This window comes from Alicyclobacillus fructus (assembly GCF_017329605.1).
Taxonomy (GTDB): Bacteria; Bacillota; Bacilli; order Alicyclobacillales; family Alicyclobacillaceae; genus Alicyclobacillus; species Alicyclobacillus fructus.
In genome coordinates, this window is record NZ_JAFMTY010000008.1 from 1 (window position 1) to 22,953 (window position 22,953).

The following is a 22,953-nucleotide window of genomic DNA, read 5'->3' on the forward strand; positions in this document are numbered from 1 at the left end:
ACGCGCTTTCGGAAGCGACGTCGTCATAAGATTCCTGCGAACCATGCCTATGCACAAATCCGCGTCGCTATTCTGCACTTTTGACTTGCGCAAAACAGCCCGCGCCGGGCATGAGGCCCAGCTTCACCTCGGGCTGGCCAAACTTGGCGCTCTCTCCCGCAATGACGAGATCGCAGGCCAGGGCGAGCTCACACCCGCCGCCCAGGGCAAAGCCCCGCACGGCAGCGATCACGGGCTTGTGCACGCCCCGGATTCGGTCCCACACGCGAAACTGATCGCGAAGCTTCATGTCGATGGCGGTGGCATCCGCCATCTCCGCGATGTCCGCGCCCGCCGCAAAAGCCTTCTCGCCGCCGGTGAGCACGATGGCGCGCACCTGCGGCTTTGCATCCGCCGCCTCCAGCGCCGCCACGAGTTCATCCACAAGGGCGAGATTGAGCGCGTTCAGCCGTTCGTCGCGATCGATGCGCACCACGCGCACGGGGCCATCGTCGTGAATCGACAGATACGCCACGAGGCCACCTCCTCAGCGCAGTTCTGCCCACAGCCGATCCGGATCCTCCAGGAGCTCGCGCACGCGGTTCGTGAACCGGATGGCCATGCCGCCGTCGATAATGCGGTGATCGAACGAAAGCGAGACGTGCGCGATGTTGCGGATGACAATCTCGTTGTTGCGCACCACGGGCCTGGGTTCCATTTTGTGAATGCCAAGAATCGCCGACTCGGGATAGTTGATGATGGGCGTGGCGTAAAGCCCGCCAACCGCGCCGGCGTTCGAAATCGTAAAGGTGCTGCCGGTGATCTCGTCCAACGACAGGCGATTTTCACGCGCGCGCCGAGCGAGATCGGACACCTCTTTGGCAATCTCGAACACCGACTTCTGATCGGCGTGTTTGACGACCGGCACGATGAGGCCCTGCTCCGTGTCGACGGCAATCCCGATGTGGTAATAGCGCCTGAGGAGCACGTGCTCCTGGGCCTCATCCACGGAAGCGTTGACGTACGGAAACTCCTTGAGCGCGATCGACACCGCCTTCACGAAGAACGCGAGCGACGTCAACTTCACGCCGCGGGCCTCGGCATACGGCCGCAACCGCTCCCGCAGCGCCTCGATGCCATCCATCTCCACCTCGTCGATGTGCGTGGCGTGTGGGATGACTCGCTTGGCCTGCACCATGTGTTCCGCGATCCGCCGCCGCAACCCGCGCAGCGGAACCTGCTCCACAGGCTCGCCGGACGCCGCGGTCTCAGGGGTGCGCGATCCGGCTTGCGGTCGCTCGGAGGCGACTTCCTCGTGCGCCTGCGTTTGCGCCATAGGCTTGCGTCCGCCTTCCGCAAACCGCCGCACGTCCTCTTCCGTCACCCTGCCCACAGGGCCCGTCCCTGCGATCTCGTCGATGTCCACGCCGAGCTTGCGAGCCAGGGCGCGCACGTGCGGCGTCGCGAGCGCCCGCCGCTTGCCGCTCGCATGTGCAGATTCGCTCGCCTTGGGTGCCGCTTCCTCGCGGATCGCCTGCTCCTCGCGCTGCGAGTCTGTCGCGGGCTTCGCCGGCCGTGCCGTCCGCTCGCCTGGATCGGCTCCCGCGGCGTACCGGCCCGCGCCTTCCGCGCCAGCCTCTCGGATGACGGCGAGCACCGTGCCCACGGGCACCACCTGGCCCTCGCGCGCGAGAATTCGCTCGATCACGCCCGCAACCGGAGACGGAAGCTCCGCCGCCACCTTGTCCGTCTGCACCTCCACGAGCGGCGCATCCTGCTCCACCGGATCGCCCTCTTTCACCAGCCAGCGCAGGATCTCGCCCTCGTGAATGCCCTCACTGATGTCCGCCAGTTTGAATTCCATATCCGTATCCCGCCTCAGAACGTGATGGTCTCTTCAATTCCCGCGCGGATCCGCGCTTCCGTCGGCATGTACTCGTCTTCCAGCGCAAAGAACGGAACCGGAACGTCAAATCCGGCCACGCGCTTCACCGGAGCCCGCAGGTAGAGAAGCGCCTCTTCGTTGATGAGCGACACAATTTCCGCGCCGAGCCCCGCGGTCTTGTGCGCCTCGTGCACCACCACCGCGCGCCCCGTCTTCTGCACCGATTCCACAATGGCGTCGCGATCGAGCGGATACAGCGTGCGCAGGTCGATCACGTCGCACGTCCATCCCCGTTCGCGCTCGATGGCCTCCGCCACCTTGAGCGCCGTGCGCAGCATGGACCCCCACGCGAAGATGGACACGTCCTCGCCTTCCCGCACCCGCTTGGCCTTGCCGATGGGCACCCGGTAGAGCCCTTCGGGAACCTCCTCGCGAAACGCGCGGTACAGCTTCGTGGGCTCCAAAAACACGACCGGGTCCGGATCCTCGATGGCCGAGATGAGCAGCCCCTTGGCGTCGTACGGACCGCTCGGGACCACGACCTTGAGTCCCGGGGTGTGCGCGAAGAAGGTCTCCACGCTTTCCGCGTGCAACTCTGGCCCGTGAATGCCCGCGCCGTACGGCGTGCGAATGGTCATGGGCACCGGGAACTGCCCCTGCGAGCGGTAGCGCATCCGCGCCACGTGCGACAACAGTTGGTCCAGCGCAGGGAAGATGAAGGCCAAAAACTGAATTTCCGGCACCGGAATGAGCCCGTTCACCGCCATTCCGACCGAGGTGCCGAGGATGGCCGACTCCGCGAGCGGCGTGTCGATCACGCGCTCTTCCCCGTACTTCTCGAGAAGCCCGTCCGTCGCGCGAAACACCCCGCCGTTTTTGCCGATGTCCTCGCCGAGGAGCACAACGCGAGGATCGTCCGCAAGTTTGAGGTCCAACGCCTCGTTGATGGCCTGGACTAGGTTCAGCATTCTGCTCATATCGACACCCCCTCGCGGGTCCTGCGATACTCCTCGCGCTGGGCGGCGAGATGCCACGGCTCCTGCGCGTAGACGTGATCGAACATCATCTCCATATCGGGCGGCGAGATGGAGAGCGCCTCCTCCACCGCGGCCTCGACGCGCGCCTTCACCTCGTCCTGCAGCTTCGCCTCGTCCGATTCCGACCAAAGCCGCTGTGCCTCCAGATAGAGGCGCAGGCGCACAATCGGATCCCGCTTTTGCCACGCCTCGACGACCGCCTTCTGATCGCGGTAGCGCGTCGGATCGTCCGCCGTCGTGTGCGCGCCCATGCGGAAGGTCACCGCCTCAATGAGCGTCGGCCCCAGACCGTGCAGCGCGCGCGATCGGGCCTCCTTCACCGCGCGGTACACGGCGAACGCGTCGTTGCCGTCCACGCGCACGCCCAAGATGTCGTACGCAATCGCGCGCTGCGCGATGGTGCGAGATGCGGATTGGCGAGAGAACGGCACACTGATGGCATAACCGTTGTTCTGGCAGAAGAAGATGACCGGCAGGTGGAAGACGCCCGCGAAGTTGAGCGCCTCGTGGAAGTCGCCCTCGCTCGTCGCCCCGTCGCCGAAGTACGCGATGCTGACGGCCTGCTCCTTCCGGTGCCGGCTCGCCCAAGCCGCGCCGACGGCGTGCAGCACGTGCGTGGCAATCGGGACGCTCGGAGGAAGGATGTGACGGCCTGCCGGGCTTTTGATGCCCTCCACGCGCCCGGACCAGTAGAGGAGCACGTTCGCGGGCGATTGCCCAAGCACCATCGTCGCGGCGTGATCGCGATACGACGGAAACACAAAGTCCTCCGGCGCGAGTGCCATGGCGCTCGCGACCTGCGCCGCCTCCTGCCCTTCAAACGGCGCATAGGTGCCGATCCGGCCCTGCCGCTGAAGCGCGATGGCCTTGCGATCGAACGCGCGAGCGAATACCATGTGCCGGTACATCGCCACCATGATCTCGGGCGGGATGTCGTCCACCGGCCCGGCCAGCGTCCCGTCCTCCCTCAGGAGATGAATTTCCTCGTACAAGCCTTCCGCCTTGGCGATCTCCATGAGCCGTTCGGCTCGATCATGTTCTGCCAACATGCCAAGACCTCCTCATTGGAGCGAATGTGTCAATGCGCGAAGAAACGCGTCGTTCTCCTCCGGCCTTCCCAGCGATACCCGCACCGTGCCGGGAGCGCCGAGACCTTCGCCGGCGCGCACGATCACGCCCTGGCGGAGAAGCCGTTCGGCGATGGCCGCGCCGGATCCGGGGACTTCAAACAGAAGGAAGTTCGTCTGCGACGGATACACGCGAAGGCCGAGGTCGGCCAGCGCCTGCGACACGCGATCTCGTTCTCTGGCGTTCTGTTCGCGGCACATCGCGACGAACTCCGTGTCGTCGAGGGACGCGAGCGCAGCCACCTGCGCCAGCCGATTGGTGTTGAAGGGCCCTCTTACCTTGTGTAGTACCGATGCCACGTCCGGGTGCACCACGGCGTACCCGATGCGCAGGCCCGCGAGACCGTAGATTTTGCTGAACGTGCGAAGCACGACGAGGTTCGGGTGCGCGTCGAGCATGGGAATCGTCTGCAAATAGTCCTCCGACGTCACGTACTCGTAATACGCTTCGTCGACCACGACCATCACGTTGGTCGGAACCCGCTCGATGAATCGGCGTAGCGCTTCCGCGCCGACCATCGTGCCCGTGGGATTGTTCGGATTGCACACAAACACGAGCTTGGTGCGCGTCGTCACGGCGCCAAGCATCGCGTCGAGATCGTGCACGCCGTCTCGACACGGGACTTTGACAGACACGCCGCCTTCGATCGCGACGTTTTGCTCATAGCGCGTGAAGGTCGGATCGGCCATCACCACTTCGTCGCCCGGCTCGAGGTATGCGCGCGTCAAGAGGCCGATGATCTCGTCAGATCCGTTGCCAAAGATCAGCCGATCTTCACGCACGCCGAGTTTCGCCGAGAGCTTCTCGGCGAGCGCAGGTGGGCTCGACTCCGGGTACAGCGCTGCCCGCGCCATCTCCTCGGCCACGGCCGACACAGCCTTCGGCGAACATCCGTAAGCGTTTTCATTGGAAGCCAGCTTGATCACATGCGACAGCCCGAGTTCCCGTTGGACCTCCTCCATCGGCTTGCCCGGCACGTAGCGGCCGACCTGGGCAAGCGAGCCGCGCGCCGCGATCCATCCCGTCCCCACCGACGACACCTCCGGTTTGACCAAAACAAGCGCTTGCTTGACTATCGTAAGCATACCAGACCCGCCGAGAATGTCAAGAGAGAATGGAGGCGAGTCTTCCATTCTGTGTTATTCTGAAGATCGCGGGACCTTTCATCGGCCCGTCTGCTCGGAGGTGGCTCATGTACATCCCGGGATCTTTTCGACTGAACGACGCACGGATCATCGAAACCCTGCTTCGCGAACACAGTTTTGCGATGCTCGTCACCGCAAAAGACGGCGACCTGCTGGCGACCCACGTGCCGCTCGTCTACTATCCGGCCGAATCCGCGCTGTATGGTCACTTGGCTCGGGCCAATCCCCAGGCTGAGCATCTCGACAACGGCGAGTGCCTCGCTGTCTTCCAAGGTCCGCACGCGTATGTCTCGCCTGCCTGGTACGGACTGCCGAATCAGGTGCCGACGTGGAACTACATCGCCGTCCACGTGTACGGCCGCGCGCAAGTCATCGAGGACGAGGAAGCCGTCGCCGACCTCCTGCAACGGCTCATTCTGGCCTATGATCCCCAGTCGGCTCTGCCCGCCGATCGCGACCGCCCCTACTATCGCAGCCTGATGCGCGGAATCGTGGCGTTTCGCATCGACATCGAGCGCATCGAGGCGGCGGCGAAGCTGAGCCAGAACAAACCCATCGAGGCGCGGGCGCGTGTCGTGGAAGCGCTTGAATCGCTGGGTGACGCTGAGGCCCGCCGCGTCGCCGCTTGGATGCGCCGCCTGAGCCTCGCGGGCGATCCCGGCCGCGAGACAGACACCACACCGAAAGGGGCTGGCTGAAGATGTGCGTATCTCCTTACGTTCAGGACCACTATCCCGACGACTTCGCCTGGTGTTACGGGTGCGGTCGTCTGAACGAACGCGGGCACCACTTTCGCACGCGCTGGGATGGCGACCTCACGGTGACTGAGGCCGCGCCGGAGACCGTCCACACGGCCATTCCCGGCTTTGTCTACGGCGGCTACCTGGCCTGCCTGGTGGATTGCCACAGCACCGGTTCCGGCGCGCTCGCCCTACTCCGAGCCCGAGGGGGCGAATTGGGGGATGGGACGCCCGTGCCGCGCTGCGTGACCGCATCCCTCCACGTGGAATACCGCAAGCCGACGCCCATGGGTTGCACCTTGCGCGCTGTGGGCCGCGTGGCTGAGGTGACAACCCGCAAGGCCGTGATCGAGACTCAGGTCTATGCGGGCGATACCCTGTGCGTCGAGGCGCGGGCGGTGGTGGTGATGGTTCCCGACACCATGCGATCCTGACGTGGGATGAAGCCTCTTCGCCGCGGATTGCGGCATCCTCACCAGGGGTGCAGGGCTTCGGCCAGTTCGAGAAACGAGGCCACCAAAGGCGACGTATCGCCCCTGCGCCACGCCACGCCCAGTTCGACCGTCGGCGATTGCCCATCCATGTGAAGGTAACGGACTTCCCGGCGGTGCACGCGCTCCGTGGCGCTCGGCACAATGCTCACGCCAAGGCCGGCCGCGACCAATCCGACGGCCGTCTGCACCTCGGTAACTTCAAGGCGCACCCTTGGCTCAAAGCCCAGCGTGCGCGCAAGCGTGATGAACCCGTCGTACAGCCCCGGCCAAATCGCGCGCGAGACCAACACAAACGGCTCATCCGCCAGTTCCACGAGGAAGAGGGACGATCGCGCCGCGAGCGGGTGAGCGCTTGGCACCACGGCCACACAGGCGTCGCGCTCCACAAGGCGGACGTGCAAATCGGGATGTTGCGCCGGCAGGCGGAGGACGCCAATGTCCACTTCGCCCGCGATCAGCGCCTCCACCTGCATCGGCGTGGACATCTCCCGCAGCACGAGTTCGACGTCGGGGTGACGTTCCTGATAAGCCCGGATGACCTCCGGCAGCCATCCGTAGGTCGCCGATCCCACAAAAGCCACGGACAATCGGCCGATCCTTCCCTGTGCCGCACTTCTCGCCGCCCGCACCGCCATCTCCACCTGCCCGATGACCTTCCGCGCTTCCTCAAGCAGCACGCGCCCGGCGTGCGTCAGCTGCACGCGCCGGTTGGTCCTTTCCAACAGGGTCACGCCGATTTCGTCTTCAAGCTTTTGAATTTGCTGACTGAGGGGAGGCTGCGTCATGCCCAGGCGCTTGGCTGCCCTCCCAAAATGAAGTTCTTCCGCTACCGCCACAAAGTACTCGAGCTGACGAAGTTCCGTCGATCTTCACTCCTCCGTTTTTGATTCATCACTCGTATCAATTTCAAAACAATTATATATTAGACGTCTCAATGGCCATGGCGTATGCTGAACGCAGGAAAGAATGGAAATGTAGGAGGGATGCGTGTGCGATCCGTCCTAGAAGCATCGAGGCTGAAGCAAGCTGGGTTCACCGCCGTGCAAATCGCGGTACTGTACGGAATGACAGCGCTGTGCAACGCCGCGGTGCGATGGTTACACCTTTCTGTCCCCGGAAGCATCGTGGGTGTTCTGCTCGTCTTCTTGCTGCTCAAGTCGGGGGTGGTGAAGCTGTCCTGGCTTGAGCGCGGAGCGGATTTTCTGATTCGCGAACTGCTCCTGTTCTTTATTCCTTCGTCCGTAGGCGTCATGGCGTATGCGCATCTCATGAAGCAGGATGGTCTGAAGGTCATGGCCGTCGTGGTGGTAGGCACCGCGCTCGTGATGACCGTCACCGGAAGCGTGGCCGAACTGGTGTGGCGCGTGCGCAACCGCCAGGCGAATGACGCGCGGACCGAACCGAACGAGGTGAATGCGTCGTGAGGGTGCTGGGTATCCTTCTGACACTCGCCTGCTACGCGGCGTGCAAGTGGCTCTATCGTCGGGTGCACGTGGTGTGGCTCAACCCGATGATCACGTCGCTCGTCGCGATCGTGGCCTTATTGCGAATCGCGCACATCTCCTACGCGGCGTACGACATGTCCGCTCGCTGGCTGACGGCGTTCCTCGGACCTGCGACCGTGGCCTTCGCGGTGCCGCTGTACCGGCACTTTCCGGTCCTTAAAGCGCACTGGCCTGAGTTTCTGCTCAGTCTGACGTTTGGATCCGCGACGGGGATCACCGGTTCGGTTCTTCTGGCCAGGCTGTTGCGCCTGAATCACATCGTGGTGACGAGCGTCGCGCCGAGATCGGTCACCACGCCCATCGCCATGGACATCTCGCAGGCCATTGGCGGCATCCCCACGCTGACCGCCGTATTCGTCATTCTGACCGGGATCACGGGCGTGATCGTCGGGCCGTGGCTTCTGCGCCTGCTGCGCCTGCAATCCCCCGTGGCGCGCGGCGCGCTTTTCGGCATGGGATCGCACGGCATTGGCACGGCGCGAGCATTCGAATACGGCGCGATGGAAGGCACCTGTTCCAGCCTCGCGATGATCGTCGCCGCCTTCATCACGCTCGCGCTCGCCCCGCCGCTTGTCAACGCGCTCGGTTGACGACGGCGGAGGAAAAAGACCCCGCGCATCGCTCCACCCGGCGCGGGCATGCTATCGCCTGAGGTGATGGCCGTGGGCGAGCGATCCGAATTCACGCCGGGGTACAAGGCCCCGAACAACGGCGTCTACATCGAGGTGGGCGCGCATCCCGACAGCGAGGATCTGCATCATCCGAAGCGCGTATACCTCCACAAGGGCGAGCGGTTCCCTGAGACGACCAACGACGACCGCAAGTGGCGCCGCATCAAGACGAGTCACAAGCACTGATCGAAACAGCACAGGCTCCCTGGCCTGTGCTGTCTTTGTCAAACCTCTTCTTCCCAGGACGCGTCCGGAAGTTCGGGTTGCGCCTCGACCGCCACAAGCTTGCGCTCAATTTGGCGCGATCGCGTCGCGGCGCGGTCGATGGCGTTGGACGCCTCTTCGAGCTTCTTGCGCGTGCGCGCGAGCAGTTCGCCGAACTTGCCGAATTCCGTTCGAATGGCGCCCAGCAACTGCCACACCTCGCTCGAGCGCTTCTGAATCGCGAGCGTGCGAAACCCCATCTGCAGGCTGTTGAGAAGCGCGGCAAGGGTTGTCGGCCCTGTCACAAGCACGCGGTACTCGCGGGACAGCGCCTCCCACAGGCCGCTTCTGCGCAAAACCTCGGCAAAGAGCCCCTCCATCGGGAGAAACAAAAGGGCGAATTCCGTGGTGTGAGGCGGCGCGATGTACTTCTGGCGGATGGACTTTGCCTCGTCGCGAATGCGCGCTTCGAGCGCCTTCGCCGCTTCGAGGAACCGGGCCTGATCGCCCGAGTCCTGCGCTTCGACGAGCCGCTGGTAGTCCTCCAGCGGAAACTTCGCGTCGATGGGCAGCCAGACGGGATCGTCCCCCTCGCGCCCGGGCAGGCGAATGGCGAAATCCACCCGCTCGTCCGAGCCCGGTTTGACGGCCACGTTTCGCGCATACTGTTCAGGACTCAAGATCTGCTCAAGCAGCGCATCCAACTGCACTTCGCCGAGAATGCCTCGCGCCTTCACATTAGATAGCACGCGCTTCAAGTCGCCGACACCGGCGGCGAGCGACTGCATCTCGCCGAGCCCCTGATGCACCTGCTCCAGGCGCTGACTCACAAGCTGGAACGACTCGCCGAGGCGCCGCTCGAGGGTCTGATGCAGTTTTTCGTCCACCGTCGCGCGCATGCGCTCCAGCTCTTTGCGGTTCTCCTCCTGCAGATACTGAAGCCTGCGCTCGACCGTCTCCCGCATGGCCTCGAGTTGCTTCGCCGTGTGCTGCGCCCATTCGCTGAATCGCTGACTGAACGACTCGAGCTGCGCCCAGTCCTTCTCGTTCCACTCCCGAAGCGCATGAATCAGATTCTGATGTTGCAGAGACAGCGTCTGTGCAAGGCTGCGCGCCGCTTCCGCCTGCGCGCTCATCAAGGCTTGGCTCTGCGCCTGCAGGGCGTGGGAAACCTCCATCCGCAGGTCTCTCAGCGCCCGCTCATGGGCCTCGAGGCGCGCCCACGTCTCCGACTCGTCGTGGTGACGCGAAGATCTGGCCATCCTCTCAAAGCGCGCGATGAGCCACACGAGGGCCACGAAATTGAGCCCCGTGAACACCAATACCCACGCGTTCAAGCGCCCCGCCTCCTTCTCCTGATCCGAAACGGCCTCGCGTCGCGCGGGAGACAGGTCCCTCCCGGCCGGAGGCCGTTTTCGGGTCTTCGCCTATTGTAGCTCGCGCTTCAAGCGGCTGCGACATCGCCATGTGTCGAGAAGCGGTCGGGTGAGGTGCCTGTGGCCTCGTTCAGTCGTCCACTCGCTCAAGGAGCGTGGCCACCCCTTGGCCCACGCCGACGCACAGCGTTGCGATTCCATACCTCGCCCCCGTGCGCGAAAGATGCTTCGCCAAGGTTCCCGCGAGGCGCGCGCCTGAGCAACCCAGCGGATGGCCAAGCGCGATGGCGCCGCCGTGGGGATTGACCTTTGCCGGATCGAGCCCCAGTTCCCGGATACAGGCCACCGACTGCGCCGCAAACGCCTCGTTCAGTTCCACCCAGTCGATCTCGTCGACGCTCACCCCCGTCCGCGCAAGCAACTTCCGAACCGCATAGACGGGCCCAATTCCCATGATGCGCGGGTTGACCCCCGCCGTGGCGCTCGCCACCCAGCGCGCGAGCGGCCTGAGGCCGAGCTCACGCCCCTTCTCCTCCGACACAAGCAAAAGCGCCGCCGCGCCATCGTTGATGCCCGACGAGTTGCCGGCGGTCACGGTGCCGCCCTCTCGGAAGGCGGGCTTCAGCTTCGCGAGTGCCTCCATCGTGGTGTCGGGACGCAGATGCTCGTCGCGATCCACGACGGTCTCGTGCTTCCGATCCGCGACCACCACGGGCACAATTTCTTCGGCGAAGATCCCTTCCGCCTGTGCCTTCGCCGCCTTCTGCTGGCTCGCGAGCGCGAAGGCGTCCTGCTCCTCGCGGGAGATGCCGAATTGTTCGGCCACGTTCTCCGCCGTCTCCCCCATGCTGTCCAGCGGATAGGGAAAGCGCGGATTGGGCATGCGCCAGCCGAGCGTCGTGTCCCACATGATCTGATTGCCGCGCACGTACTCCATCTCCGGCTTCGGGAACACGAGCGGCGCGCGGGTCATGCTCTCGACGCCGCCCGCAATCGCGATGTCGATCTCGCCGAGCGCAATCGCCTTGGCGGCCTGGTTCACCGCCTCGAGGCCGGAGGCGCACAGTCGGTTGACGGTGACACCCGGAACGTGCTCCGGAAAGCCCGCGATGAGAACCGCCATGCGCGCGACATTCCGGTTGTCCTCGCCCGCCTGATTGGCGCAGCCCATGAACACCTCCTCGACATCTCCGGGTTCGATCTCGGCGCGCTCACAGACGTGCTTCAACACGTGAGCGGCGAGATCGTCCGGACGAACGCGCTTCAGCGCGCCGCCCTGCTTGCCGATGGGCGTGCGCACGTACTCCACGATCCATACGTTTCGCATGCGAAATCCCCTTTCATCTAGGAAATACGGCGAGGCCAGGGCTTAACGGCCCTGAAAGCGCGGCGGCCGCTTCTCCAAAAACGCCCGCACGCCCTCGCGATGGTCTTCCGTCTGGCCGGCCTCCTTCTGCAGCACCGCCTCGAGTTCCAGCGACTGAGCCAGGCTCTGCTCCATGCCCTCGTAATGCGCGCGCTTGATGAGGCCAATGGCGCGGGTCGGCAGCGACGCCAACCGCTCGGCGAAGGCCATGGCTTCTTCCATCAGCTTGTCGGCCGGGACGACCCGGTTCACAAGGCCCATGTCGTAGGCGCGCGAGGCATCGACGCGATCGCCCAACATCGCGAGTTCCATCGCGCGGCCGAGCCCGACGATGCGCGGGAGGAACCAGGTTCCGCCGGAATCAGGGATGAGGCCAATATTCACAAAAGCCTGAATGAACGTGGCGGACTCGGAGGCGATGCGGAGATCGCAGGCGAGCGCGAGACTGACGCCGGCGCCGGCGGCGACACCGTTGATGGCGCAGAGGATGGGTTTCTCGAGATGGTTCATGGTCAAAATGAGCGGATTGTACGTCTCGCGGATGACCTTGGCGTAGTCGTCATCTCCGCCGCCGAGATCGAGATCCTGACCCGCGCAGAAGCCGCGGCCCGCGCCGGTGAGGAGGACCGAGCGAACGCCGTCGTCTTCTCCCGCAACCTGAAACGCCTCCCGCAGCGCGAACAGCGTCTGCCGAGTCAGGGCGTTCACCTTTTCGGGGCGATTCAGGGTGACGATCATCACTGCCCCCTGCTTTTCCACGCGAACGCTTTCATGCATGCGCCGATGCTCCCTTCTCTCTTTCGTTTCATCATAGCGCAAAGGCACACGAGCGGCTAGAAGCTGCACGGCGCCCCGTGCAGCTTCCCCGCCCTCTGCAACTCACCACGCGAGCGAAATGTGTTTGATTTCGAGGAACTCGTCCATCGCGTGATGGCCGCCCTCGCGCCCAAGGCCGCTTTCCTTGAAGCCGCCGAAGGGAGCCTGCGTCTGCACCGGCGCCCCGTCGTTCACGCCCACGATGCCGAACTCCAGCGCTTCGGCCACTCGAACGGCGCGGCCGAGATCGCGCGTATACACATATGCCGCAAGCCCGTAAGGCGAGTCGTTCGCGAGGCGGATGGCCTCGTCCTCGGTGTCGAAGACCGCCACGGGGAGCACTGGGCCGAAGGTCTCTTCCTCCAAGACCCGCATGCCCGGCCGAACGTCGGTGAGAACCGTTGGCTCGACGAAGTAGCCCTTGGCGTAGTCTCCCTCCGCCAATCGCCGGCCGCCGCAGGCGACGGAGGCCCCCTTCGCCTTCGCGTCCTCGATGTGGCTCATCACCTTCTCGAGGCCGCGCTCGTTAATGATGGGGCCCACTTCGACCTCTGGATTCCTGCCATCTCCCACCTTGGCCTTCCGCACGCGTTCCACGAGCCGCTCGACGAACGCGTCCGCGATGGACCGCTCGACATACAGGCGGTTCGTGCAGATGCACATCTGACCCGTGTTTCGGAACTTGCTCTCGAACACGCCCTTGACGGCGAGATCGAGGTCAGCGTCGGCAAACACCAGCGTCGGCGCGTGACCGCCGAGCTCGAGGCTCACGCGCTTGACGTGCTCCGCCGCGCCGGCCATGAGCAGCTTGCCGACGCGCGTGCTGCCTGTAAAGGCGATTTTGGCCACCTTCGGGCTCTGCAGGAACGCCTGACCCACCTTCTCGGGTTGTCCAACGACGAGATTGACCACGCCAGGCGGAAAGCCCGCCTCGTGGATGAGCTCGAACAGCCGGATGGCGGACAGCGGCGTCGCCTCGGCCGGCTTCAGCACCACGGTGCAGCCCGCCGCGAGCGCCGGGGCGATTTTGCGGGCGACCATGTTCACCGGGAAGTTCCACGGCGTGATGGCCGCGACGACGCCCACCGGTTGCCGATGCACGAGGATCCGCTTGTTGGGGAAGCTCGACGGAATGGTCTCGCCGTAGACCCGCTTCGCCTCTTCCGCGTACCACAGGAAGTAATCGGCCGAACCGACGACCTCGCCCTTCGCCTCGCGGATGGGCTTGCCCATTTCCGCTGATACGAGTTCCGCGAGCTCGTTTCGGTGTTGAAATACCAGTTCGTACAGCCGGTACAGATAACGCGACCGCTCCCTGGCCAGAAGCCGGCTCCATTCCGGAAACGCCGCGTGCGCCGCGTCGATGGCGCGAAGCGCGTCGCGATCGTCGCCAAACGCCGCGCGCCCCACCACCTCGCCGGTGGCAGGATTTTTCACCTCCAGCGATTCGCCCGAAATCGAATCCACCCATTCCCCGCCGATGTACATCTTCTTGATGTCCGTCATGTCGATCTCCCTTCTCTTCTCGGCCCGCGCCGTCACGCCATGGCGCGAATCCGCGCCGCGATCTTCTCCTTCGGCAAGATGTACTGCACGACCTCGCCCTCGCCGATCCGGGCCTTGTCGTGCTCCGCCCAGACGCGGCAATCCACTCTCGGCCCCTCGACGCGCGTCACCTCGGCGTAAAACGACACGCGCTTGCCGACAGGCGCGGGCGCCAGGTGCCGAACCGAAACGCTGTGACCGATGCCTTCCTCGTCCTCTTCGAGATAATCGAGGATGGTCCGCCGGGCCACCCATTCCATGTATGAAATCATGGTCGCCGTCGACAGAACGGGATGTACGCGCTTTCCGAGGAACGATGGGCACATGTCCTCCGTCACCGTGATCTCCCAGGTCTTGACCTGGCCCGGGGCCAGTCCTTCCCGCATGGTCTCCACCTCCGCCAACACGTCACCCCTCGTCGACGCGCCCGACCATCATGGTGACGATCTCGCCCGCGAAGCTCATGACGTCCTTGGCCGCAGCCTTGTTCTCCGGCGACTTCATGGCCTGTTTGAACGTCTCCTCGTTCTCGAAGTACATCTCCGCCATCAGATAGTAGGGCGCCTCGCCGCCCATGGCGTCGGACTGGATGCGCGTCACCTCGGCGCGAACGAGCCCCGGCACTTTCGCAACAAGCGGCAAGTGGACCTCGCGATAATGTGCCTCGAATGCCTCCACGTCCGCAGGTTTCTTGTACAGAGCAATCAGTTTGATCATACCTCATCTCGTCCTTTCTGGCATAGGAAATGAATGTCCGGCGCGGCGACGGCGTCAGGCGTACACGTGTCGCCGATCCACGACGCGCTGAGCCTTGCCCTCGCTGCGCGGCAGGCTTCCGGCCGGCACGGCCCGGACGTCCGTGCTGAGGCCAAGCACGTCGCGCAGCCGCGATGCAACGCGGGCGCACAAGGCCTGTTCGGCGCCCGAATCGGCACAACCTCCCGCTTGGCTCGCCCCCACCACGTCCAGCTCGACGAGCACCGTCAGCCGATCCAGGCCGCTCTCGCGCTCCACCACAATCTGATAGTGAGGTGCAAGTCCCTCGGTCGCGAACAGCACCGCCTCAATTTCCGAGGGGAACACGTTCACGCCGCGCACGATGAGCATGTCGTCGATCCGGCCCTTGATGCGCGTCATGCGCACGTGCGTCCGGCCGCAGCGACACGGCTCGGGGATAAGAGCCGCGACATCCCCCGTGCGATAGCGCACCACAGGCATGGCTTCCTTCGTGAGCGTGGTGAACACCAGCTCGCCGTACGTCCCCGGGGGCACAGGTTCGAGCGTCTCTGGATCAATGACCTCGACGAGAAAGTGATCTTCCGCGATGTGAAGCCCTTCCTGTGCATCCACGCACTCGATCCCGACGCCAGGCCCAATCACCTCCGAGAGCCCGTACACGTCCATCGCCTTGAGCCCATAGGCGTCCTCGAGTTTCTGCCGCATCTCTTCCGTCCAGGGCTCCGCCCCGAAGATCCCATACTCGATCCCGACCGCGCGCGGGTCCTTGCCCTCGGCCTTCATGTGTTCGGCGATGGTCAGGCAGTACGACGGCGTGCCCGCGATCCCGCGCGGCCGCAGATCCTCCATCAGCGTCGCCTGGCGAGCCGTCTGTCCGCCCGAGACCGGCACCACGGTCATGCCCAGCCGCTCAGCGCCGTAGTGAAAGCCGAGCCCGCCTGTGAACAGGCCGTACCCGTAGATGACGTGAAACACGTCTCCAGGTCTGCCGCCCGCCGTCACAATGGACCTCGCGACGATCTCGCTCCATCGGTCGAGATCGCCCTTGGTGTAGGAGACGAGCGTCGGCTTGCCCTTCGTGCCGGACGAGCCGTGGATGCGCGCCACCGAGCGCTTATCCACGGCCAGAAGGCCAAGCGGGTAGTGATCGCGCAAGTCCTGCTTGCGCGTGAAGGGAAAGCGGGCGAGATCGGCCAGCGTGCGCAAATCTGAGGGCTTGACGCCCGCTTCGTCGAACCGAGCGCGATACAACGGCACCCGCGCGTACACCCGCTCCAGCACGAGGCGGAGTCGCTCAAGCTGCAGCGCCTCCAGGGCCGCGCGGGGCATCGTCTCTAACTCCGGCTGGTACATCATGGCCACCTGCATTCGCCTCCCGTCTCGTCGGCACGCACGCGGCCGACGCTGTGCAAGCGCTTCCATCCAAGTTTGAACAGCTTCTCGTCTCGCTGCGGCGCTTACGGTTTCATCGCCTCAAACGGCTGGCGGCAAGCTCGGCAGTAGTACACGGCTCGGCACGGCGTCGGGCCAAACAGGCTCTCGATCTCGGTGTCGTGCGCGCCGCAGTAGGGACATGCGACAGGCGCGCGATCACGCCGGGCCGGAACGGCCACGCCCATCTGACGCAACTTCGCGATCCCCTCGGGCGTGATGCGGCTCGGTTCCCAGACCACGTCGAGCGCGAAGTCCACCTCCGCGTGCAGCCCCTCCTCCGCCAAGGCGGCCCGCACCTTCTCCGCAATCCAGCCCAGCGCCGGACAGCCGAGAAACGTGGGGATGAGCTCCACACGCGCCCCCCGTTCGTCCACCGCGACCGACTTGACCATGCCGAGATCGATCACACTCACCACGGGCAATTCCGGATCCGGCACGCGCGCGAGCGCCTGCCACACGGCCTCTTCGGACAACGGACGTGTCGACACGGAGATCCCCCCTCACCACGCGGCCGCGCCCAAGCTGCGAACGCCGTTCATCGTGGAAAGAAGCTCCTCCGCATCCGCAAGCGGCGCAACAGAGCGCGCTCGGTCCTCCGGCTGCGCGGCCAGAGCCGCCTCGACGGGATGAACGGGCAAGCCCGCCTTGGCCAAAGTCGGCGAGATTCGCGCCACAAACTCGCGTCGCAAGTCCGGCAGAGGTCGCGCGAGGATGCCGAGATCGACCAGCGCCTGCGGATCCACGGCGAATGCGGCGAGATGGGGAAGATCCGGAAGCAGCGCTTGGAACGCCTTTAGAAGCCGTTGCCCTGCTTCGCCGCCCGCGCGGCCGAGATCCACCACCCACTTCTCCATATGCAGGTGATGGTAGTGTTCTTCCCGCAACATGCGCCGAGCGCCCTGCGCAACGGTCTCCTCTCCGGCCTCAGCCAGCGCCATGAGCCGAACCGCATCCCAGGCGTCGTACAGGTAATGGCGGAGCACCGTATGCGCCCAATCGCCGTTGGGCCTGGCGCAGAGGGCCGCGTGTCGACGGTCTGTCGCCGGGCGATCGAAAGCGAGGGCGTCCGCCTGCCCCATCCCGGCCGTCTCCGCCAATTCGTACCAGAACGCCGCATGACGCACCTCGTCCTGCGCCATGGACGCAAACGCCACGTCTTCCTCGATCTCGGGAGCAAGGCCGAGCCACTCGGAGTCCCGGTGGCCGAGGAACAACTCCTCATCGCCGAGCTGCAGGGCGAGATCGCCAAGGATGCGGCCTCTGTCCAGCATGCCACTGTCTCGCGCCACCACGCTCACTCCTTTCGCACGTCCGCGATCACGTCGTCGATATGCATGGCCTGCGCCTTAAACCGCTTCCATCGGCGAGCGTTGTCGGCGTAGCCGGACACGTCCCGGTACTTGCGATCGAACTCGCGCGCAAACCAGTCGGGATCGTCAGGCGTCCCGTGAACGTCGCCGCGGCGCACGGCCCACACGCTCACCGCCTGCGCGCGCCGCAGGAAGTTCTCGCGAGCGAGTTGCAGAGCCCATTCGGGCGAAGGCGCGAGGAGACTTCCCACGTGGACGTGGGGGTCGAGATCGGACGCCTGGACAAAGATTTCGTAGACATCGTAGCTCGTGTTCGCATTGAGCTCCTGCGCAGGTTCTTTCTCCATCTGTGTCATCGCCATCTGGCTCACCTCTCACACCGCTGCTGCCGCGCGCGCCCTGAGGAGCGCTTCGCGAACCCACGCCTGATCTTGGTGGGCTCTGCGGCGCAGCGAAATCCGCTCCTGCGACTTCGGCCCCGTGTTGTCCCGGACCATGCGCGACAACCGCTCCCAATCGGGTTCCGTGTATCGCCACAGTCCCGCCTCATCGTCGTATCGGAGCGCCGAATCGGGAATTTCAAGGCCCACGGCCCGAATGCGCGGCACGTACCTCGTCAGGAATTTCTGGCGCAATTCCTCATTGGTGCGAGAGCGGATGCGATACTCCATCATGCGCCGCGCCGCGTCGGTGACCACAGGCGGCCCGAAGAAGAAGAGGATGGCCTCCCACCAACGATTCAACGCTTCCTGCAACATCTCGCGCTGCCACGGTTCACCCTCGGCCAGCGACAGAATGATGGACTCCCCGTGTTGCATGTGGAAGCTCTCTTCCGCGCAGATGCGCTTCAGCACCCGCGCGTACGGCGCGTACGAGCAGTCGAGCAGCGCCGTCTGCGTGATGATGGCGGCACCGTCCACCAGCCACCCGATGATCCCGGCGTCCGCCCACGTCGGCGCCTCCATGTGAAACACGTTGTGGAACTTGACCCGACCCGTGATGACGTCATCCATGAGATCGACGCGATGGCGACCCAGCGGCGCCGCCAAGTCTTCGGCCACCCGCAGAAGCAGCTGGCCATGGCCGATCTCGTCCTGAACCTTGGCCGCGAGCGACATCTTCCGGCGCAGAGTCGGCGCCTTGGGAACCCACTCCTTCTCCGGATAGGCGCCCATGATTTCGCTGACCGCATGCATATGGATAAGACGCAACAACAGGAGTCGATAATCCTCGGGCATCCAATCGTGTGCCTCAATCTTGTCTCCGCGCTCAATTCGCGCCATGAACTCTTCCATGCGAGCATCTGGCATCTCGCGTTCGCCTCCCCTACCGATGGCAACATGGCGACATGGTTCCGACTTCACGGCGGCCAACGGCTCTTCAGGCCTCGCCCAGCAACTCACATGCCGCGTTCTGTTCGGCGCCAATGCCGTTGAAGAGCAGAGCCCAGAAGTGTTCCGCGATGTCCTCCGGCGTCAGTTCACCGCCAGGCCGATACCACTGATACACCCAGTTTGCGACCGACAGCAGGCACAAGCGAACGAACTTCGAGTCCGCTTTCCGAACTGCCCCTTGCGCCATGCCCTCGTCAATCCACTTCCGCCAGTGCGCCTCGTACCGATCCCGCTTCGCCTGAATCACCGCTCGGCGATCATCGGAGAGAGCTCGCCACTCGTGAAAGAACACCTTCGCGGACTCCTGCTTGTCAGCCACCACGCGGATGTGTGCGCGAAGTCCCTCGCGCAGACGATCGACCGGATTCCTCCATTTCGACTCAACAGAGCGAGCAGCGAGCAGAAACGCCTCTGCCCCTTCATCCGCAATTTCGAATAATAAGTCTTCTTTGGATTCAATGTGCGCGTACAGGCTGCCGGAGAGCACCCCGGCCTCGACCGCGATTTCGCGAATCGTCGTTCCGTGATACCCCTTTTCGCTGAACAATCTTCTCGCCGCGGCGAGAATTTGGTCTTTCTGACTCGGCCTCGGCATCCTCGTCTCCCCTCCTGCAGAACAGAAAAGCAAGCGCTTGCTTGTTTACATTCATTATACGACGCATCCCATCGCTGCGCAAGCAAGGGATGCGCCTTTAACGTTATTTTCGATCGAATCGACGCGCATGTAAAGGCTTTCTGAAAGGTTTGAAAAAAGTTCACTTCTTCTTGGCGGGTGCTTCCCCTCTTCCTTGACGACGGGCGCAAGTGCGGTAGCTGCCCCCTCCGGCTGGGCGCATCGCCCCCGGACAGAGACCGCGACGGCGAAGTCGGTCACGACATAAGGTGGAGATCAGTTAGGGGGTGAAACGATGTGTAATCGAGCGGATTGTGAACGCCTCGTCGGGCGTTGGGTCACGTTTCGCACCCCATACGGGCAGCACCAGGGCCTGATCGAGCGAGTGACGGACGATGGCCGCGTGGTCGTGCTGTCTCCACCATCCCACGCCGTGCCGTCTCTGATTCTGACGGATGGCGATGCGAAGGGTGTCGATCCCGTCCTCGCGTACGGCGGCTTTGGCCCTCGTCCCATGGGCGCCCCCGGCTACGGCATGCCCCCCTATGGCGTCCCTGGCCCGGGATACGGCTATGGAGGCGCGTGGGTGCGATGGGCTGTGCCGTTTCTCATCATTTACGCGCTGTTCGGGCTTTTCTTCTGGTGATGAGCAACACAAAGCGCGGGGGCCCCTGACAGGGAGCACCCCGCGCTCATCTTTGTCACTCGGCCAGAACAGGCTCTGGCGTCCGCACCACGAGAGCGTCTCCTTCCACTTCCAGGCGCACCTCGTGTACCTCAGCGTCCATCAGCCGATCCGCAATCGGATCCTCGACGTACGTCTGCACCGTGCGGCGAAGCGGCCGCGCCCCGAAGGCCGGGTGATAACCGCGCTTCGCGAGCCAATGCACGGCCTCCTCGCTCCAAGAAAGCGTCACGCCCCGCTCCGCGAGAAGCTCGCGCACCTCTCCGAGCATCAGCTCGACGATGCGACGCACCTCGGCTTGGCCCAACGGACGGAATCGCACGATCGCGTCAAACCGGTTCAGAAACTCCGGCTTGAAGTACGCGGAGAGATCGCCGAGATCGACATCGGTGCGCTCTTCCTCGTCGGGCTTCGTGGTGAAGCCGACGTGGCTCTTCCGCTCCACCTCGCCGGCGTTCGACGTCATGATGATGAGTGTGTCCTTGAAGCTCACCGTTCGACCCTGGCTGTCGGTCAGGCGCCCGTCCTCCATGATCTGGAGGAAGATGTGCTGCACGTCCGGGTGCGCCTTTTCGATCTCGTCCACCAGAATCAGGCTGTACGGGTGGCGGCGAACCTGCTCCGTCAACTGGCCCGCCTGCTCGTATCCCACGTACCCGGGCGGCGCGCCGATGAGCTTCGACACCGAGTGTTTCTCCATGTACTCGCTCATGTCGAGACGGATCATCGCGTCCTTCGATCCGAAGAGGATTTCCGCGAGCCGCCGCGCCATCTCGGTTTTCCCGACGCCGGTCGGGCCGACGAACAGGAAGCTCCCGATAGGCCGATCGCCCTTGCGAAGCCCAACCCGGCTGCGGCGAATGGCTCGAGCCACCTGGCGCACGGCCTCGTCCTGGCCGATCACGACGGCGGCGAGATCGGACTCCAGGTTTTTCAACTTCGCCAGTTCGTCCGCCTGCATCCGCGTCACCGGGATGCCCGTCTTCGCCTCGACAATCGCTGCGATCTGCTCCTCGTCGACGATGGGCACATCCGGCGCATCTGCCGCGTGGACAAGTTCTGCGCGAAGTCTCTCTTCTTCAGCCTTCAACTCCGCCGCTCGTTCATACGCCTCGCGACGAATCGCCGCCTCCTTCTCCTTCGCGATGGCGGCGAGGCGCTCCTCGATGCTCGCGCGATCCCCTGCGCTGTGCAAGTTGGCCTTCGATCCGGCCTCGTCCATGAGGTCGATGGCCTTGTCGGGCAGGAAACGATCGCCAATGTACCGGTGAGACAGCGTCACGCACGCGCGAATCGCGGCGTCCGTGTAGCGCACGCCGTGATACGCCTCGTACCTCGGCCGTAGCCCTTCGAGAATGCGCACGGCCTCCTCGACGGACGGCTCGTCCACCATGACGGGCTGGAACCTGCGCTCAAGCGCCGGATCTTTCTCGATCTGGCGATATTCGTCGAGCGTCGTGGCCCCAATGACCTGGATGTCGCCCCGCGCCAAGGCGGGCTTGAGGATGTTCCCGGCGTCGAGCCCTCCCTGCGATGCGCCGGCCCCGACCAACAGATGGATTTCGTCGATAAACGCAATGACGTCCTTGCGAGACTCAAGCTCGGCGATGAGTTGCTTCATGCGGCTCTCGAATTGGCCCCGGATCCCCGTATCCGCCACCAGCGAAGCCACGTCGAGCGCGTATATCGTCTTTCCCAAGAGCTTTTTGGGAACACGCCCTTCGGCGATGCGCAGGGCGATGCCTTCGACAATGGCCGTCTTCCCCACGCCCGGCTCACCGATGAGTACCGGATTGTTCTTGTTGCGCCGATTCAGGATCTCCAGCGTGCGCTCGATCTCGTCCTCGCGGCCGATCAGGGGATCGATTTTCCCGGCCTTCGCGAGCTCCGTCAGATTGCGGCCAAACTGCTCGAGCACGCCACCGTGTCTCCCGCCGCCAGGCAGCGTCTGCACGGGCTGCCCCATGGGCTGGCCGCTCATCTGACGAAGCACATCATCGAACGGGAAAGGACCGCCCAAAATGAATTCAGGATGGATGAATGGCATTGTGGCCACCTCCTCGCTTGCAACATCGTCAGGCTGAAACGCGACACCGCGCGGCTGAGAGAAGCAAAGCGCGCAACGCGTTGATATTGACTAACTTTGACCTTTTGGCACCGCGCAAGTTGACTTTGTCTTTCCTTGACCAATTATAGCACGTTGTCCGCCGGTTGCAACACTTTTTTCGCCCATGCGGTGGTTCATACACGAGAAATCGCGCTATCATAAGGATACTCCAAAGGCGAGGTGAGCCCTTTGTTGGTGATTCTTCTGCTCGTCGTGATCGTCATTCTGCTGGTGCTCCTGTTTGCTCGCCGAAACCAGAGCGGCCCCGTGTACCGCCGCGGCCCGTTCCAGTCGTACCAGGGCGGTCCGTACAGCCAGGGCCCGTTCCAGTCCAGTTACGGCCCGAATTACGGCCCGACGTACGACGTGACACCGCCTTACGGAGGCTATCGCCCAGGTTTCGGCGGCGCCGGTTCGTTCCTCGGCGGCATGGCGGCAGGCGCGCTGCTGTCGTGGCTCTTTGAGCAGGGCCGGATCGACGCCATGCAGTACGAGATGTTCCGCCAGATGGAAGATCAGCAGATGATCGACGCGCTTCTGCAGCAGAACATCATTCAGCAGGACGAGATTGAGCAACTGCAGCAGCAGATCATGATGGACCACGGCGACGTGTACGATCCGAATGGCAACCCGGTGGATCCGGGGCAGTTCCAGGACTGGGGATCGGCAGAGCCCTGGGACAACCAGGTGGACTTCCGCGACGACGGCTTTCAGAACGGGCCGTTTGACAACGGGCCATTTGACGACTCCAACAACAATGGCGGGGGCTGGGTGTAAACCC

The 22,953-nt window shown here is 64.1% G+C and carries 25 protein-coding genes and 2 pseudogenes; 7 read left to right on the top strand and 20 right to left on the bottom strand.

Annotated features, from left to right (window positions below; translation table 11 throughout):
• Positions 1-97: 97 nt before the first annotated feature.
• The 5 genes and pseudogenes from J3481_RS05490 to hisC all read right to left on the bottom strand — a co-directional run.
• Positions 98-514: pseudogene (locus J3481_RS05490) on the bottom strand (enoyl-CoA hydratase-related protein); the annotation flags it as partial.
• A 12-nt stretch (positions 515-526) separates the two neighbouring features.
• The gene (locus J3481_RS05495) at positions 527-1,843 is read right to left on the bottom strand and encodes a dihydrolipoamide acetyltransferase family protein (RefSeq protein WP_206830351.1); all 1,317 of its coding nucleotides are present in this window, start codon (positions 1,841-1,843) and stop codon (positions 527-529) included.
• 14 nt (positions 1,844-1,857) lie between these two features.
• On the bottom strand, positions 1,858-2,841 hold the full coding sequence (locus J3481_RS05500) for an alpha-ketoacid dehydrogenase subunit beta (RefSeq protein WP_206830350.1): 984 nt from the start codon (positions 2,839-2,841) through the stop codon (positions 1,858-1,860).
• Positions 2,838-3,950 carry a pyruvate dehydrogenase (acetyl-transferring) E1 component subunit alpha gene (gene pdhA / locus J3481_RS05505; RefSeq protein WP_206830349.1) on the bottom strand — a complete coding sequence of 371 codons (1,113 nt, stop codon included), beginning with the start codon at positions 3,948-3,950 and terminating at the stop codon, positions 2,838-2,840. The genes J3481_RS05500 and pdhA overlap by 4 nt, the downstream gene beginning before the upstream one ends.
• A gap of 12 nt (positions 3,951-3,962) precedes the next feature.
• Positions 3,963-5,114, bottom strand: a complete 1,152-nt coding sequence (gene hisC, locus J3481_RS05510; RefSeq protein WP_206830348.1) for a histidinol-phosphate transaminase — start codon at positions 5,112-5,114, stop codon at positions 3,963-3,965.
• A 107-nt stretch (positions 5,115-5,221) separates the two neighbouring features.
• Here hisC and J3481_RS05515 point away from each other — a divergent pair, with 107 nt between their 5' ends.
• Together J3481_RS05515 and J3481_RS05520 are read left to right on the top strand one after the other, a co-directional pair.
• A complete protein-coding gene (locus J3481_RS05515) occupies positions 5,222-5,872 on the top strand; it encodes an FMN-binding negative transcriptional regulator (RefSeq protein ID WP_206830347.1) in 651 nt (216 codons plus the stop codon).
• 2 nt (positions 5,873-5,874) lie between these two features.
• Positions 5,875-6,348 carry a PaaI family thioesterase gene (locus J3481_RS05520; RefSeq protein WP_206830346.1) on the top strand — a complete coding sequence of 158 codons (474 nt, stop codon included), beginning with the start codon at positions 5,875-5,877 and terminating at the stop codon, positions 6,346-6,348.
• Positions 6,349-6,386: 38 nt separating this feature from the next.
• Here the strand turns inward: J3481_RS05520 and J3481_RS05525 are convergent, their stop codons facing one another.
• Together J3481_RS05525 and J3481_RS14820 are read right to left on the bottom strand one after the other, a co-directional pair.
• Positions 6,387-7,043 (bottom strand): LysR family substrate-binding domain-containing protein, encoded by a 657-nt coding sequence (locus J3481_RS05525; protein WP_236011273.1) that lies wholly within the window; start codon positions 7,041-7,043, stop codon positions 6,387-6,389.
• A gap of 54 nt (positions 7,044-7,097) precedes the next feature.
• Positions 7,098-7,253: pseudogene (locus tag J3481_RS14820) on the bottom strand (LysR family transcriptional regulator); the annotation flags it as partial.
• A 138-nt stretch (positions 7,254-7,391) separates the two neighbouring features.
• Here J3481_RS14820 and J3481_RS05530 point away from each other — a divergent pair.
• The 3 genes from J3481_RS05530 to J3481_RS05540 all read left to right on the top strand — a co-directional run bounded on the left by J3481_RS05530 (position 7,392) and on the right by J3481_RS05540 (position 8,770).
• On the top strand, positions 7,392-7,832 hold the full coding sequence (locus J3481_RS05530; protein WP_206830344.1) for a CidA/LrgA family protein: 441 nt from the start codon (positions 7,392-7,394) through the stop codon (positions 7,830-7,832).
• Positions 7,829-8,503 carry an LrgB family protein gene (locus J3481_RS05535; RefSeq protein ID WP_206830343.1) on the top strand — a complete coding sequence of 225 codons (675 nt, stop codon included), beginning with the start codon at positions 7,829-7,831 and terminating at the stop codon, positions 8,501-8,503. Before J3481_RS05530 ends, J3481_RS05535 begins: the two co-directional genes overlap by 4 nt.
• A 66-nt stretch (positions 8,504-8,569) precedes the next feature.
• On the top strand, positions 8,570-8,770 hold the full coding sequence (locus J3481_RS05540; protein WP_083515940.1) for a YjzC family protein: 201 nt from the start codon (positions 8,570-8,572) through the stop codon (positions 8,768-8,770).
• A 38-nt stretch (positions 8,771-8,808) separates the two neighbouring features.
• On the opposite strand, the gene J3481_RS05545 is transcribed toward J3481_RS05540, so the two are convergent.
• The 12 genes from J3481_RS05545 to J3481_RS05600 all read right to left on the bottom strand — a co-directional run bounded on the left by J3481_RS05545 (position 8,809) and on the right by J3481_RS05600 (position 19,362).
• Entirely contained in the window at positions 8,809-10,125 is a 1,317-nt protein-coding gene (locus J3481_RS05545; RefSeq protein WP_206830341.1) for a DNA recombination protein RmuC, read from the bottom strand.
• A 169-nt stretch (positions 10,126-10,294) separates the two neighbouring features.
• Positions 10,295-11,491: a thiolase family protein gene (locus J3481_RS05550; protein WP_206830340.1), complete on the bottom strand. Its 1,197-nt coding sequence runs from the start codon at positions 11,489-11,491 to the stop codon at positions 10,295-10,297.
• Between the two features lie 42 nt (positions 11,492-11,533).
• Positions 11,534-12,307 (bottom strand): enoyl-CoA hydratase-related protein, encoded by a 774-nt coding sequence (locus J3481_RS05555; protein WP_206830339.1) that lies wholly within the window; start codon positions 12,305-12,307, stop codon positions 11,534-11,536.
• A gap of 102 nt (positions 12,308-12,409) precedes the next feature.
• On the bottom strand, positions 12,410-13,852 hold the full coding sequence (locus J3481_RS05560; protein WP_206830338.1) for an NAD-dependent succinate-semialdehyde dehydrogenase: 1,443 nt from the start codon (positions 13,850-13,852) through the stop codon (positions 12,410-12,412).
• Positions 13,853-13,884: 32 nt separating this feature from the next.
• Positions 13,885-14,298, bottom strand: a complete 414-nt coding sequence (locus J3481_RS05565; protein WP_328702014.1) for a thioesterase family protein — start codon at positions 14,296-14,298, stop codon at positions 13,885-13,887.
• A 1-nt stretch (position 14,299) separates the two neighbouring features.
• Positions 14,300-14,608, bottom strand: a complete 309-nt coding sequence (locus J3481_RS05570; protein WP_206830337.1) for an EthD family reductase — start codon at positions 14,606-14,608, stop codon at positions 14,300-14,302.
• 54 nt (positions 14,609-14,662) lie between these two features.
• Entirely contained in the window at positions 14,663-15,985 is a 1,323-nt protein-coding gene (locus J3481_RS05575) for a phenylacetate--CoA ligase family protein (RefSeq protein ID WP_206830377.1), read from the bottom strand.
• A gap of 101 nt (positions 15,986-16,086) precedes the next feature.
• Positions 16,087-16,551, bottom strand: a complete 465-nt coding sequence (paaD, locus tag J3481_RS05580; RefSeq protein ID WP_206830336.1) for a 1,2-phenylacetyl-CoA epoxidase subunit PaaD — start codon at positions 16,549-16,551, stop codon at positions 16,087-16,089.
• A 12-nt stretch (positions 16,552-16,563) separates the two neighbouring features.
• Entirely contained in the window at positions 16,564-17,352 is a 789-nt protein-coding gene (gene paaC / locus J3481_RS05585; RefSeq protein ID WP_328702013.1) for a 1,2-phenylacetyl-CoA epoxidase subunit PaaC, read from the bottom strand.
• A gap of 5 nt (positions 17,353-17,357) precedes the next feature.
• Positions 17,358-17,735 carry a phenylacetic acid degradation protein gene (locus J3481_RS05590; RefSeq protein ID WP_206830335.1) on the bottom strand — a complete coding sequence of 126 codons (378 nt, stop codon included), beginning with the start codon at positions 17,733-17,735 and terminating at the stop codon, positions 17,358-17,360.
• Positions 17,736-17,747: 12 nt separating this feature from the next.
• Positions 17,748-18,683 carry a 1,2-phenylacetyl-CoA epoxidase subunit PaaA gene (gene paaA / locus J3481_RS05595; RefSeq protein WP_206830334.1) on the bottom strand — a complete coding sequence of 312 codons (936 nt, stop codon included), beginning with the start codon at positions 18,681-18,683 and terminating at the stop codon, positions 17,748-17,750.
• Positions 18,684-18,753: 70 nt separating this feature from the next.
• Positions 18,754-19,362 carry a TetR/AcrR family transcriptional regulator gene (locus tag J3481_RS05600; RefSeq protein WP_206830333.1) on the bottom strand — a complete coding sequence of 203 codons (609 nt, stop codon included), beginning with the start codon at positions 19,360-19,362 and terminating at the stop codon, positions 18,754-18,756.
• Positions 19,363-19,675: 313 nt separating this feature from the next.
• Here J3481_RS05600 and J3481_RS05605 point away from each other — a divergent pair, with 313 nt between their 5' ends.
• Entirely contained in the window at positions 19,676-20,026 is a 351-nt protein-coding gene (locus J3481_RS05605) for a hypothetical protein (protein WP_206830332.1), read from the top strand.
• Between the two features lie 55 nt (positions 20,027-20,081).
• Here the strand turns inward: J3481_RS05605 and J3481_RS05610 are convergent, their stop codons facing one another.
• Entirely contained in the window at positions 20,082-22,112 is a 2,031-nt protein-coding gene (locus tag J3481_RS05610; RefSeq protein WP_206830331.1) for an ATP-dependent Clp protease ATP-binding subunit, read from the bottom strand.
• Between the two features lie 255 nt (positions 22,113-22,367).
• Here J3481_RS05610 and J3481_RS05615 point away from each other — a divergent pair, with 255 nt between their 5' ends.
• Entirely contained in the window at positions 22,368-22,949 is a 582-nt protein-coding gene (locus J3481_RS05615) for a hypothetical protein (protein ID WP_328702018.1), read from the top strand.
• Positions 22,950-22,953: the final 4 nt, after the last annotated feature.